The sequence below is a fragment of the Cryobacterium sp. N22 genome, from assembly GCF_002929555.1.
Classification (GTDB): Bacteria; Actinomycetota; Actinomycetes; order Actinomycetales; family Microbacteriaceae; genus Cryobacterium.
Genome location: NZ_PJJP01000034.1, coordinates 67,636 through 80,941, shown reverse-complemented (window position 1 = coordinate 80,941; position 13,306 = coordinate 67,636). Strand labels below are relative to the sequence as shown.

Annotated in this window: 11 protein-coding genes and 1 riboswitch; of the genes, 6 read left to right on the top strand and 5 right to left on the bottom strand. The window is 70.1% G+C overall.

Annotated elements, in window-relative coordinates; all coding sequences use genetic code 11:
- Positions 1-5: 5 nt before the first annotated feature.
- Positions 6-623, bottom strand: a complete 618-nt coding sequence (locus tag CXY76_RS09545) for an antibiotic biosynthesis monooxygenase (protein ID WP_104164001.1) — start codon at positions 621-623, stop codon at positions 6-8.
- Positions 624-671: 48 nt separating this feature from the next.
- The gene (locus CXY76_RS09540) at positions 672-1,508 is read right to left on the bottom strand and encodes an exodeoxyribonuclease III (RefSeq protein WP_104164000.1); all 837 of its coding nucleotides are present in this window, start codon (positions 1,506-1,508) and stop codon (positions 672-674) included.
- 69 nt (positions 1,509-1,577) lie between these two features.
- Between CXY76_RS09540 and CXY76_RS09535 the strand changes: the two genes are divergently transcribed.
- From CXY76_RS09535 to CXY76_RS09520, 4 genes are all read left to right on the top strand, one after another.
- Positions 1,578-2,579: a TIGR03557 family F420-dependent LLM class oxidoreductase gene (locus CXY76_RS09535; protein WP_088457473.1), complete on the top strand. Its 1,002-nt coding sequence runs from the start codon at positions 1,578-1,580 to the stop codon at positions 2,577-2,579.
- 2 nt (positions 2,580-2,581) lie between these two features.
- On the top strand, positions 2,582-4,045 hold the full coding sequence (gene cofE / locus CXY76_RS19820) for a coenzyme F420-0:L-glutamate ligase (RefSeq protein WP_104163999.1): 1,464 nt from the start codon (positions 2,582-2,584) through the stop codon (positions 4,043-4,045).
- Positions 4,042-4,791, top strand: coding sequence for a 2-phospho-L-lactate guanylyltransferase (gene cofC / locus CXY76_RS09525; protein ID WP_104163998.1), 750 nt, complete (start codon positions 4,042-4,044; stop codon positions 4,789-4,791). The genes cofE and cofC overlap by 4 nt, the downstream gene beginning before the upstream one ends.
- Before the next feature lie 99 nt (positions 4,792-4,890).
- Positions 4,891-5,733 carry a hypothetical protein gene (locus tag CXY76_RS09520; RefSeq protein WP_104163997.1) on the top strand — a complete coding sequence of 281 codons (843 nt, stop codon included), beginning with the start codon at positions 4,891-4,893 and terminating at the stop codon, positions 5,731-5,733.
- Between the two features lie 104 nt (positions 5,734-5,837).
- On the opposite strand, the gene CXY76_RS09515 is transcribed toward CXY76_RS09520, so the two are convergent.
- Positions 5,838-7,919 carry a fructose-specific PTS transporter subunit EIIC gene (locus CXY76_RS09515; protein ID WP_104164130.1) on the bottom strand — a complete coding sequence of 694 codons (2,082 nt, stop codon included), beginning with the start codon at positions 7,917-7,919 and terminating at the stop codon, positions 5,838-5,840.
- 152 nt (positions 7,920-8,071) lie between these two features.
- Positions 8,072-8,172: riboswitch (TPP riboswitch) on the top strand.
- Between CXY76_RS09515 and CXY76_RS09510 the strand changes: the two genes are divergently transcribed.
- Positions 8,163-8,882 (top strand): hypothetical protein, encoded by a 720-nt coding sequence (locus CXY76_RS09510; protein WP_104163996.1) that lies wholly within the window; start codon positions 8,163-8,165, stop codon positions 8,880-8,882. Its footprint overlaps the riboswitch before it by 10 nt.
- A 16-nt stretch (positions 8,883-8,898) precedes the next feature.
- Here the strand turns inward: CXY76_RS09510 and CXY76_RS09505 are convergent, their stop codons facing one another.
- Both CXY76_RS09505 and CXY76_RS09500 read right to left on the bottom strand, forming a co-directional pair.
- Complete coding sequence (locus CXY76_RS09505; protein WP_104163995.1) at positions 8,899-11,253, bottom strand: arylsulfatase; 2,355 nt, start codon at positions 11,251-11,253, stop codon at positions 8,899-8,901.
- Between the two features lie 135 nt (positions 11,254-11,388).
- Positions 11,389-12,345, bottom strand: coding sequence for a formylglycine-generating enzyme family protein (locus CXY76_RS09500; RefSeq protein ID WP_104163994.1), 957 nt, complete (start codon positions 12,343-12,345; stop codon positions 11,389-11,391).
- Positions 12,346-12,550: 205 nt separating this feature from the next.
- Here CXY76_RS09500 and CXY76_RS09495 point away from each other — a divergent pair, with 205 nt between their 5' ends.
- Complete coding sequence (locus tag CXY76_RS09495; RefSeq protein WP_104163993.1) at positions 12,551-13,222, top strand: metalloregulator ArsR/SmtB family transcription factor; 672 nt, start codon at positions 12,551-12,553, stop codon at positions 13,220-13,222.
- Positions 13,223-13,306: the final 84 nt, after the last annotated feature.

Here is a 13,306-nt window from a genome sequence, read left to right as displayed (position 1 = left end):
GACGGTCAGGCTTTCTTCCTGGGTGGCTTCTGCAGCCAGGGCCGCAACCGGCGGGTGATGAAGGGCATCACCAGGTAGGTCATCGTGGGCGCCATCACGAAGGTGGTCAGCAGGATGCGGAGCACCGTCGGGATGTCGTTCCAGTGCGGGTCCACCCCGGTGACCAGGTAGGTGAAGATCACGTTCAGCGGGAAGAAGCCCAGCCCGATGGCCACGGCCTGCTTCCAGCGCGGCGGCTGGATCGGCGCCGACGGGCCGGCGTTGGTCTGGGACTCGTCGAACCAGCCTTCGATGCCGGTGCGCCGCACCGCGTGGGACTCGAGCACCAGGCCCTCACCCTCGTGCAGCCAGCTGGTGCGGGCGATCGAGTGCTCCCAGGCATCCAGCGAGGCCGCATCCTTGAACTTGTAGAGCATGTGCCAGTGGGCGGAACCGGCGTGCGCGCGCACCCAGCCGGACCCGAGGAATCCCGGGTACTCGTTGGCCAGGTCTATCCCGGTCTGCACCCAGTGGGTGGCCTCGTCGAACCTGTCGGGGTCGACGCGACGGCGGATGGAGACGGTGACGGGAGCCTCGGCGGCTGCTTGTGGCGCCGCGTCGTTTCCGGATGCAGCAGGGGACATGCGTTAAGTATGGGCGACGAGCCGTTGGTCGAGCTTGTCGAGACCCCGTTAGAAGATCATCGGGCGGTCGTCGTCCTCGTCCTCGGTCTCGATGTCCACCAGCACGGGCACGTGGTCGCTCGGGGCGTCACCCTTGCGTTCGTTGCGGTGGATGCTCGCATCCGTCACGAGCTCGGCGAACGCCGGCGAGCCGAGGATGAAGTCGATGCGCAGGCCCTCGTTGCGCGGGAACCGCAGCTGCTTGTAGTCCCAGTAGGTGAAGCCCTCCGGCACGATCGGGCGCACCACGTCGGTGAAGCCCGCCGCCTCGAACGCCTCGAAGGCGCTGCGCTCCGCCTCGGAGATGTGGGTGGAGACGCCCGGAACCAGGGTGGGGTCGCCCACGTCGGAGTCCAGTGGCGCCACGTTCCAGTCGCCCATCAGCGCCATCGCCAGCCGGGGGTTCTTGGCCAGCTCAGCGGCGGCGTGGGTGTTGAGGCGGGTCAGCCAGTCCAGCTTGTAGACGTAGTGCGGGTCGTCGAGGGTGCGGCCGTTGGGCACGTACAGGCTCCATAGGCGCATCTCGTTCACGGTCACGCCGAGCGCGCGGGCCTCCAACGGCAGGCCGGGGCCCTCTTCGCCCTTGAGGAAGCCGGGCATCTCGGGGAACGCGGTGACGACATCCGTCATCTCGTGGCGGCTGGCGAACGCGACGCCGTTCCACTGGCTGAGGCCGTGGATGGCCAGCTCGTAGCCGGCGTCCTCGAAGGCCTGCGCGGGGAACTGCTCAGGCTTGCATTTGATCTCCTGCATGGCGAGCACGTCGATGTCCTCCCGCACCATCCAGTCGACCACCCGGTCGACGCGGGCACGGATGGAGTTGACGTTCCAGGTGGCGATGCGCATGCGCCTAAGCCTATTTGGCACGGACGCCTAAGAAACCTCGCTGACACACGTGAGTGGCAGGATGGCTGTATGTCGGAATTGCAGATCGGTTACGCGGCCATGTTGGAGCAGTTCGCCCCCGCCGAGGCGGTGGCCCTGTCGGCCTACGCGGAGGAGCACGGCTTCTCCGGGGTCATGGCGGCCGACCACTTCCAACCGTGGGTGCCCGCCCAGGGCGAATCCTCGTTCGTGTGGAGCGTGCTCGCCGCGATCGGTGAGCGCACCAAGGGCGACATGGGTCCCGGCGTCACCGCGCCCACTTTCCGTTGGCACCCCGCGATGGTGGCGCAGGCCTCCGCCACGCTCGCCTCGATGTACCCGGGCCGGCACTGGCTGGGCCTGGGTTCCGGTGAGGCGCTGAACGAGCACATCGTCGGCGGCTACTGGCCCGAGGCGCCCGAGCGCATCAACCGTATGTTCGAGGCCATCGAGATCATCTCGAAGCTGTTCACCGCATCCATTGCCGGCAAGGACGTCAAGCACTCCGGCCAGTTCTTCAAGCTCGAGTCCACCCGGCTGTGGACCATGCCGGAGGTCGCGCCCGAGATCCTCGTCGCCACCGCCGGCCCGGTCACCGCCAAACGCGCCGGCCGGCACGCCGACGGCCTCATCACGGTCGGCGCTCCGCTGGAGAAGATCTCGATGCTGTTCGGCAAGTTCGACGACGGCGCCCGCGAAGCCGGCAAGGACCCGTCGACCATGCCCAAGGTGCTGCAGCTGCACATGAGCTGGGCCGAGACCGACGAGGAGGCCATGGCCAACGCGCTGCACGAGTGGCCCAACGGCGGCATGAAGTTCCCCAAGGGCGACATCCGTTCGCCGTTCGAGTTCGAGCAGATGGCCAAACTCGTGCGCCCAGAGGACTTCGAGGGCCGCATGATCATCTCCGCCGATCCCGACGACCACCGCGCCTACATCCAGAAGTTCGTCGACCTCGGCTTCGACAAGATCTACCTGCACAACGTGGGCCGCAACCAGCGCCAGTGGATCGACGTCTTCGGCCGCGACGTGCTGCCGAAGCTCGCCCGGTAGCGATGCACTCCGCGGCGGACGGTGCGCGCCTCCGGCTCGAGGTGTTCGTGCTGCCCGGAATCGGCGAGGTGCGGGCCGGCGACGACCTGGCCGCGATCATCGCGGCCGCCGCCGGACCGGCGGCGTCCCGCCTGGCCGACGGAGACATCCTGGCCGTGACCAGCAAGATCGTGTCCAAGGCCGAGGGCAGGCAGATGGCCGCGACCGACCGGGAACAGGCCATCGCCGACGAGACCGTGCGGGTCGTCGCGACCCGGGCGCATCCGGGCGGGGTCACCCGCATCGTCGAGAACCGGCAGGGCCTGGTGATGGCCGCCGCCGGCGTCGACGCCAGCAACGTCGAACACGGCACGGTGCTGCTGCTACCCGTCGACCCGGATGCCTCCGCCCGCGCCCTCTGCACCGCCCTCCGCGCGGCAACCGGCCTGCACCTCGGGGTGCTGATCACCGACACCGTGGGCCGCCCGTGGCGCGACGGCCAGACCGACATCGCCATCGGCGCCGCCGGCGTGGCCGTGCTCGATGACCTGCGCGGCACGGCGGATGCGCACGGTCGCCGCCTCGACGTCACCGTCGCCGCGGTGGCGGACGAGATCGCCGGCGCCACCGACCTCATCAAGGGCAAGACCAGCGGCAACCCCGTCGCCGTGCTGCGCGGCCTGGGCCACCTGGTGGGCGCGATCGACGCGGGGGATCGCGGCGCGCGGCGGTTGTTGCGCGACAGTGCGAACGACATGTTCCGGGTGGGCAGCGCCGAGGCGTACGCGGAGGGGTATGCGGCGGGGCTGGCGGCGGGTGCGGCTGGTGCTGGGACGGCGTCCGAATCCGGTGGGGCTGTGGCATTCGTTGCGCCTATGGACCCGGGTGCGGATGGTGCGCCGGCGAACGATGATGAGGTGGGAACGACCAGGGCGGCTGATGACATGTCCGTGTCCGCCGACTTACCGAAAAGTGCCCCTTCGGCGCTCCGGAAGAGGGACTTTGCGGCAACTCGCGGGATTCCTGGTGACGACTTGCTGGGAAGTCCCCCTTCGGCGCTCCCGAGAGGGCACATTGCGGCAACTCGCGGGACGCCTGCGGCTGGTGACGGTGCGCCCGGGAGTGAGTTGCAAGTTGCGGCCCCTGTGGAGCGCCCCAATGGGCCTGAAGTGTCATCTCGCGAGAGAGCGGCTGCTGAGTTGCCAGTTGGGGTCCCTTCGGAGCGCCCCAATGGGCCTGAAGTGGCTTCTCACGAGATGCAGTCCGGTGAGTTGCCAGTTGCGGCCGCTCCTGGGCCCGGCAAGGGGCCCGAAGTGGCTTTTCACGAGATGCAGTCCGGTGAGTTGCCAGTTGCGGCCCCTGTGGAGCGCCCCAATGGGCCTGAAGTGTCATCTCGTGAGGTGCCCGTTGCCGAGTTGTCAGTTGAGGCCACTTCATTGCGCGCCAATGGGCCTGAAGTGACCTCTCGCGGAACCGCAACGGCGTGAGCTGGGTGTGCGTGGTGCCCGTCAAGGGCAGCGCCGGCGCCAAGAGCCGCCTGGGCGCCCTGCCGGAGACCTTCCCGGCGCGCGGCGAGCTCGCCGAGGTTTTCGCGCTCGACACCGTGGCCGCGCTGCTGGCCGCCGCCATGGTGGAGCGGGTGCTCGTGGTGACCGCCGACCCCGCTGCCGCCGCGCCGCTCGCGGCCCTGGGCGCCCAGATCGTGCCCGAGTTGCCGCACAAAGACCCTTCCGGGCCCGCGAAGGGGCATGTTGCGGCAACCCGTGAGATCGGGTCTGTCGACGTGCCGCAGAAGGACCCGTCAGCGCCTCCCACCGGGGACATTGCGGCACCTCGCGACCCGCTCAATGCGGCGATCGCCGAGGGCATCCGGGTGGCGCACCACACCTACCCGCTCTGCAACGTGGCCGTGCTCACGGGAGACCTGCCCGCGCTCACCGTCGCCGACGTCGAGACGACCCTCACCGCCGCAACCGCCCACGACCTGGCCATGGTCGCCGACGAAGAGGGCACCGGCACCACCACGTTGCTCGCCCGCGCCGGCATCGCACTCACGCCCAGGTTCGGCCTCGGCTCGCGCGCCGCGCACGAGGCGGCCGGCCATGTGCCGCTCGACCTGCCCGCCACGGCCTCGATCCGCCGCGACGTCGACACCGTCGACAACCTCGCCGAGGTGCTGCACCGCGGCGTCGGGGCGCACACCAGCGCGCTCATCGCCCGCTCGCAGCAGTAGCCGGGCTCGCAGGACGGCTCACCAGACCGGGGCGACGGCTCTGGGCTGAGCCGCGCGACCACCGCGCGGAGGCCATCGCCGTTGCGCTAGCGTGCAGGCATGGGGAACACCGCACGCCGGATCCGCCCGGTAGTCGCCGCGCGGTTCGCCCTCACGGTCATGCTCGCGGCGGTCGCGGTTGCCGCGACGGCCGTCCTGGTGATCGCCCTGCGCCGGGGTGCATCGCTGGGGGAGGCCTGGGCGGAAGTCGCGGGGGCCTACCCCGGCCTGGCTGCCGTCGCCGTTGTCATCGGCGCCGGCACGCTCACCCTGCTTCTGGTGTTCTCGCCACCGGCCGGCCGCTGGGGCCTCGGCTGGCGCAGCGCGCTCGCCGGTTATGCCGGCCTGATCGCCGCGGCGCTGTCGCTGCTGCTTCTGACCGAGTGGCTGCCCGGCCAACCGGGCGCCGCCGGTGGTGCTGCGGTCATCGCTGCCGCGATGCTCGGCTTCACCCTGGCCGGTGGCCCGCTCTGGATCGGCCTCATCGCCGTGCTCCTCGGCCGCACGGCGCTCCTGCCGGCCGGCATCGGGAAGCAGCGGCTCTCCGCCGCCCAACGCACCCGATTCGGCACCGTCCTTATCGTGGCGGGGCTCGGCGCGGCCGCGCTCGTCACCGCCGGGGCGTACCTCGTGGCCGTGCACGGTGGCCTGGGCTACGCCTGCTCCGTGGAGGGGCCGTTCTCCCCGCTCGGCGCGGTGTCCGAGCGCGCCGGCGTCGTCAGCGGCAGCTTCTCGTGGTGGCCGCTCGGCCGGACCTGCACCTGGGACGCGGCCAGCGGAAGCGGCACTGTGTTGGCCACTTCGGGCTGGGGCAACACCGTGTTTGTCGCGGTGTTGCTCGGGGTCGCCGCGGCGGGCATCGGCCTGCGAACACGGCCGACCGCGGCCGAACTCGGTACGTAAAGTACGCAAAGGCGGAGAAATTCGGGAAACGCCGGGTCGCGCAGGCTCGCGCGGCGGCGTTTCCTGAAAAAGTCCGCCTTTACGTGCGCGGCCCGGGGCGGGCGCTAGTGCGCGGGAGCCGCCGGCCGCACCGAGGAGGCCAGCGCCGCGAGCACGTCGGCCGGGGTGGCCGCCATCTCGATCGAGGCGCGGAACGACGGCTTCATCAGGCTGCGGCTCAGCTGGGCGAGCACCTTGAGGTGCTCGGTGCCGGCGGCGGCCTCCGGCACGGCGATCATGAAGATCAGGTGCGCGGGGGCCTCGTCGAGCGAGTTCCAGTCGACGCCGCCCCGGCTGCGCGCGAACGCGAGCACGGGGGAGGTGGCGCCGTCGGACTTGGCGTGCGGGATCGCGATGCCCTCGCCGATGCCGGTGGTGCTGATTAGTTCACGGTCCAGTGCGGCCTGCACGACGGCGTCGACGTCGAGCACCCGGCCGGTGGTCTGCATCAGTCCGGCCAGGCGGCGGATGACGCTGTCCCGGTCGGTCTCGTCGATGTCGAGCACGATGGTGCGTTCGTCGATGTAGTCGAGCACGGTCTTCGGGGCGGGGGTCACGGGCTCGGCGACCGTCGGAGCCACGGCCGTCTGAGCGGCGGCCGCAGTAGCCGGCGCGGCAAGAACCGGCGCCGCAGCAACCGGCGCAGCACCATCCGCAGCACCGACCGGCGCCGCCTCGGCACCCACCGCAGCAGCATCCACCGGCGCGACCTTGCGCACGGAGATGCCGATCAGCAGCACCGACACCAGAGCAGTGACGGCCACACCTGCGAGGATCGCGACGAAGTACATCGGCACGCCGCTCACCGCACCGAAGACGGCCACGATCGGGCCGCCGTGCGGCACGGCGTTGGTGACGCCGGCGATCGCAGCGATCGCGCCGGCGACGGCGCCACCGAGCACGTTCGCGGGGATGACCTGCAGCGGACGGGCCGCGGCGAGCGGGATCGCGCCCTCGGTGATGCCGAAGAAGCCCATGAACAGCGCGGCGATGCCGGCCTCGCGTTCCACCGGGGTGAAGAAGCGGCGACGGATGACCGTGGCCAGTCCCATGCCCAGCGGCGGCACGGCGATGGCCGCGGCGACCATGCCCATCGGGCCCGGGTTGCCGGAGGCGATCAGGGCGGAGCCGAACAGGAACGCGGTCTTGTTGATCGGGCCGCCCATGTCGAACGCGACCATCGCGCCCAGGATCAGGCCGAGCACGACGACGCTGCCGCCGTCGAGGCTGGCGAGGAAGTCGGTCATCGAGGAGAACACCCATGCGATCGGCTGGCCGAGGGCGAGCACGAACAGTCCGCCGACGACGAGGGTGGTGATCACGGGGATGACCAGGATCGGCATGATCGGCTTGATGAAGCGGTGCACGGGGATCTTCTTGATGCCCAGCGCCACGAAGCCCACCAGGAAGCCGGTGACGATGCCGCCGATGAAGCCGGCGCCCGATTCGGAGTTGTAGAACGAGCCGGTGGTGGCGATCCAACCGCAGATCATGCCCGGTGCGAGCCCGGGCCGGTCGGCGATCGCGTAGGCGATGAAACCGGAGAGGATCGGCACCATCAGAGTGAAGCCGAGCACGCCGATCTGGTTGATGGTGAACCAGAAGCTGTCCTCGGGGATCACGAGTCCCTGCGGGGTGGCCTCGCCGCCGATCGACAGCGAGATCGCGATGAGCAACCCGCCGACGACGACGAACGGGATCATGTACGACACACCGTTCATCAGCGCGCGGTAGATGAAGCCGCCGATGTCGCGTGTGCCGGCGCTCGCCGGGGCATCCGTGCGCTCGGCGGCGCTGCCGGTGGGGGAGGCGGCCATGGCCTCGGCGATCAGCGCGGCCGGGCGGTGGATGCCGTCGGCGACGCGGGTGGAGACGATGCGCTTGCCGCCGAAACGGGACAGGTCGATCTGGGTGTCGGCGGCGACCACGACGGCGTCGGCGCGGTCGATGTCGGCCTGGCTGAAGGTGCCTTCGACGCCGACGGACCCGTGCGTCTCGACCCGGATCTCATAGCCGAGTTCGGTGGCGGCGGCGTCGAGCTTCTCGGCGGCCATGTAGGTGTGGGCGATGCCCGTTGGGCAGGCCGTGATCGCCAGGATCAGCACCGTGGGCGGTGCGATGGTGGTGTCGGTCGGAGTGTCAGGCATGGTGCGGTGTCCTTCCAGGACGGCGCCGCCGAACGGTGGCCCGTCGGCCGTGGAGCGCGTGCTCACCGGGTGAAGGATGCAGCAGCCTGTCCAGCGTACAGTTCGGCCCCGAGGCATTCGAGAGTCTTTGGGCCCTGCCGGCCGCTAGGGTGGGACGCGACACGGGGTGCCTCCGCCGGATGCGGAAGCTGAGATCCAGACCCGTCGAACCTGACTAGTTAGCACTAGCGAAGGGATGTCGCCATGACCGTCCACGCCGATCCGCGCCCGGACCCGCGCCCGGATGCACAGCCGCAGCCGGGCAGCACCGAGCCGTTCAGCGGCCTGCTCTGGGCCGACATCGCGGCCACCCGCACCGCCATCGACGAGTTGCCCTTCATCGCGGCTCTCGGCGACGGCGGCCTGGCCGCCGGCCACTTCGCCTACTACCTGGCCCAGGATGCCCTCTACCTCGCGGCGTACTCCCGGGTGTTGGCCGAGGCGAGCGTCCTGGCGCCCACCCCCGCCGAACGGGAGTTCTGGGCGGCCGGCGCGGCCAGCTGCATCGAGGTGGAACTCGAGCTGCACCGCAGCTGGCTGGCCGGCGACGACACCCGGCCGGCGCCCGGCCCGGTGACCCGGGCCTACGTCGACCATCTGGTCGCGGTCAGCGCGGCGGGCAACTACGCGGTGCTGCTGGCCGCGGTGCTGCCCTGCTACTGGCTCTATGCCGACGTCGGCGAGCGCCTGCACGCCGGCTACCTGGCCGGCCGGCGCGAGGCGGCGCATCCGTACGCCGACTGGCTGGAGACCTACGCCGACGAGGCGTTCGCGGCCGCGACCCGGCAGGCCATCCTGCTCACCGACGCCGCGGCGGCCACCGCGACGACCGTGGACCGGGCGCTGATGCGCGCCGTGTTCGCCCGGTCGGCGGCCCTCGAGTTGCTCTTCTTCGACGCGCCCCGGCTGCACGCGCCGGGATAGCCGGCGGCCGGCCGCCCTATTCGCGCATCAGCATGGCCTGGGCCTCCCGCTCGAGGTCCACATACGGTTCGCCGCTCACGTCCACGCCCACCCGGTGGATCGTGCCGCCCGTGAAGGTCCACGGCGCGGTGCCGGCGTAGTCGGTGACGGCCTCACCGCTGTCCCGGCCGATGCTGAGCCCCTCGCCGGCAATCGAGAACTTGCCCGGCTGGGTCCTGATGCGGCCCTCGCCCACCTTCGACTCGCCGTAGTAGAGGCTGAGGATACCGGTGGAGACGTGCTGCGGATCCTCGCCGTCCTTGTCGAACGAGGCCGAGAGGATCAGGTTCTCGCCCCGCGGCAGGTCGGTGTCGGCGTCGATTTTCTGCTCGATCAACCCGACGAAGTTGTTCACGTAGTGCAGCCGGTTGTCCTTTACGTAGAGCGCGTGCCCGCCGAACCTGGAGCCCTGCGCGAAGAGCACACCCTGGGCGCCGGGCGCGGGCAGGTCCACCAGGGCGCCGATCACGAATGACCGGTTGCGCAGGTTCACCGCCTGCGACTCGGGCACCTCGGAGGTGCCCGGGTAGTAGACGTACCGGTTGCGCGGCGGCGACAGCACCGGCCGGGGTGTGACGAAGATCTCGAAGGCCGACCTGTCGTCGAGGGGGAAGGCCTGGTTCGCGCCGGCCTCAGCGAACCACAGGTTGACGAGTTCGCGCACCTTCTCCGGATGCTCGGCCGCCAGGTTGTGCAGCTCACCGCGGTCCACATCGGTGTGGTAAAGCTCCCATTCGTCGTCGTTGAAGTGGCTCCAGCCGCTGAGCGTGGGGTGCGTGGTGATGGCCTTCCAGCCGTCGTGCCAGATCGCCCGGGAGCCCAGCATCGAGTAGAACTGGGTGCGTCGGGTTGTCGGTGCGTCGGCATCCGCGAATCCGTACCGCATGCTGACCCCGTCGAAGCGGCTCTGCACGTGCCCCTTGATGCGCTCGGGCGGTTGCACGCCGAGCACGTCGAGGATGGTCGGGGCGATGTCCACCGCGTGGTGATACTGCTCACGCAGCTCACCGCGGGCGGGCAGCCCGGCCGGCCAGGACATGATGCAGGGGTCGCAGGTGCCACCGTTGAACTCGTACCGCTTCCACATCTTGAACGGGGTGTTGAACGCCATCGCCCAACCGTTCGGGTAGTGGTTGTAGGTGGCCGGGCCGCCGAGCTCGTCGAGCATCTTGAGGTTGTCAGCCATCTCGTCCGGAACGCCGTTGACGAACTTCATCTCGTTGACCGACCCGTTCGGCCCGCCCTCACCACTGGCGCCGTTGTCGGAGACCACCACGACCAGGGTGTTCTCGCGTTCGCCGAGCTCGTCGAGGTAGTCCAACAGCCGGCCGATCTGGTGGTCGGCATGGGAGAGGAATCCCGCGTACACCTCGGCCATGCGGCTGAACAGGTGCTGCTCGTCGGCGGAGAGCGAATCCCAGGGCCGGGTCATGTCCATCAGCGGAAAAGGCTGCCCGTCGGGACCCGAACGGGTCTCCGGGGTGCCGAGCGGATTCATCGGCGGCAGCTCGGTGTCGGCCGGCACGATGCCCATCTCCTTCTGCCGTTTCAGGGTCTCCTCGCGGATGGCCTCGTAGCCCATGTCGAACCGGCCCGCGTACTTGTCGGCCCACTCCTTCGGCGCGTGGTGCGGCGCGTGCGCGGCGCCGGGCGCGTAATAGAGGAAGAACGGCTTCTCCGGGGCGATGACCTTGGAGTCCTTGATGAACTCGATGGCTTTGTCGGTGATGTCCACCGAGAAGTGGTAGCCGTCTTCGGGCAGTGCGGGCTGGTCGACGGGGTGGTTGTCATAGACCAGCTCGGGGTACCACTGGTTGGTCTCGGCGCCGAGGAAGCCGTACCAGCGCTCGAAACCGCGCCCCGTTGGCCAGTTGCGCCGGGTGGACGCCACGTTCATCTCGTCGTCGGGGCAGAGGTGCCACTTGCCGACCATGTAGGTGTTCCAGCCGAGCTCGCCGAGGATCTCCGGCAGCATCCCGTTCTCCGGTGGGATGGTGCCGCTGGCGTTGGGAAACCCGATCGCGGCCTCGGTGATGCAGGCCATGCTGTTGCGGGTGTGGTTGCGGCCGGTGAGCAGGCAGGAGCGGGTCGGTGAGCACAGCGCCGTCGTGTGCCACTGGGTGTACCGCACCCCCGCACCCGCGACCCTGTCGATATTCGGGGTCTGGATGGGCCCGCCGTAGCTGGACATGGCCGAGAAACCCACGTCGTCGAGCACGATGTAGACCACATTGGGCGACCCGGCGGCGGCCTGCGGCGGTTCGAACGGCGCCCAGTCCGGTTCGGAGTCGCGGATGTCGACGTTGATGGTTCCTCTGAACGGTGCGGGCATGGGGTTCTCCGTTTCCAATTCTGTTTCCACACACTGGAATCGGGCCGTCCCCGCCACGGCCGCTGGGCCAGCGAGCGCTGACGCGACCGACTGTATTACCGCACCCCGGGGAGTCAAGGCCGACGGCCCCGGCTCTCAGGTCAGGGCGACGGTGCGAAAGCCCACGTTGCCGGCGGCGGAGTCCGCGGTGTTGGAGGCCCGGGCTGAGTTGCGGTACCGGTTGCAATAGGAGTCGTGGCAGAGGTACGAGCCGCCGCGCATGGAGCGCTGCTCACCGGTCACCGGCCCGGTCGGGTTGTCGGCGGGGGAGCTGGCGTAGTAGCCCTCCGCCCACCAGTCGGAGCACCACTCCCACACGTTGCCGACGCTCTGCCAGAGGCCGTACCCGTTCGGCGCGAACTCCCGCACCGGGGCCGTGCCGAGCCAGCCGTCGGCCAGGGTGTTCACCGCGGGAAACCGGCCCTGCCAGATGTTGCAGCGCTGTCCCTCGTGCCATTCGTCGCCCCACGGGTAGCGCCGGCCGGCCAGCCCGCCGCGCGACGCGCACTCCCATTCGGCCTCGGTCGGCAGCCGCCTCCCCGCCCAGGCGCAGTAGGCCAACGCGTCGTTCCAGCTCACCTGCACCACCGGATGCTCGGCCAGCCCGTCGAGCGACGAACGGGGGCCAGCCGGATGCGCCCAGTCGGCGCCCCGCACCCCCAACCACCAGGGTGTCTGCGGGGGTTGGCCGACAACGTCGTCGAGGTCGGCCCGCAATAAGAGGTGGAACACCGCGGAGTAGCCGAACCGCTCCGACTCGGTGCGATACCCGGTGTCGGCCACGAACCGGGCGAAGGCGGCGTTGGTGACCGTCGTCGCGTCGATGGAGAAGGCAGCCAGCCGCACCTCGTGCACGGGGGTCTCGCCGTCGCCGAGGTTGCCCGCGCCGTCGGCGTCGCCCATTGAGAAGGCCTGCGCCGGGACCACCGCCTGGTCGTGGTCATGCCGACGGTGTGAATCGGGAGCAACCGGTGCCGGGTCGTGGTGGGACGGGGCCGCGCCCGGGTGCGCCAGGGTCTCGTGTCCACCCACGGTCGGCCGGGCCGGGTGCATCACCTCGTGTGCGGGCGCGCAGCACCCGTGCTCATCCGTCGTCACGCGCAGACCCTAGCGCGCCTCCCGCCCCGCGACCACCCGGCCGGCGTGACGAAAACCGGCCCGTCGTGGCGGCGGGCGACGGCCGCGGGTGCGCGAAAACTGGCCCCCGATCAGGGGTAGGGGGTACCGCCAGGCTGCACGGGGGCGCATACTTGGCTCCATGGTTCCCCGCTCCGCCCCGAGTTATCGCACGCTCGCCTCGATCAGCAGGATCACGCTGCTCCTGCACCTGCAGCGTCGCGGAACCATGACCGTCGGCGACCTTGCCGAGGCGGCCGGTTTGCATCCGAACACCGCCAGGGAGCACCTGCAGCGCCTGGTCGACGACGGCTTCATCACCTGCCAGCCGGAGACCCGCGAGACCAAGGGCCGTCCCCGCATGCTCTACAGCGCGGCGGCCGGCACCGCAGAGCCGGGCTCGGTGCGCGCGGCCAAGGCCGAGGCCGCGCAGCGCCGCGGCGACCTCGTACGAAAGCTCCTGCCTCTGGAGGCGGTCGACACCTCCCCGCGCCAATGCCAGATGGACGCGCTCGACGACCACCTCGACGCGAGCGGCTTCGACTCCGACCACGACCCTGACGGCACCCACGTGCACCTGCACGACTGCCCGTACAGCGAGATGGTGAAACTGCACCCCGAGGTGTGCACGGTGCACTTCGGCCTGATCAAATCGCTGCTGGAACAGACGGAAGGCCCGCTGCGGGCCGAACGGATGCATCCGCTGGCCGGGCCGGACACCTGCACCCTCGACCTGCTGGTGCGGGTTCTCGAACCGGCGCTGGCTGCGGACACGTCGCCCCCGGTGGTCATTTACGCTCCCGCCGATTATTAACGGCGTTTCGCGGTTGTAGCGGTTTTCCGCACTCGCGAGACTTGCGCAGAGGGCATCGCTGACCGTGGCGGCGCCGGCAGCGCT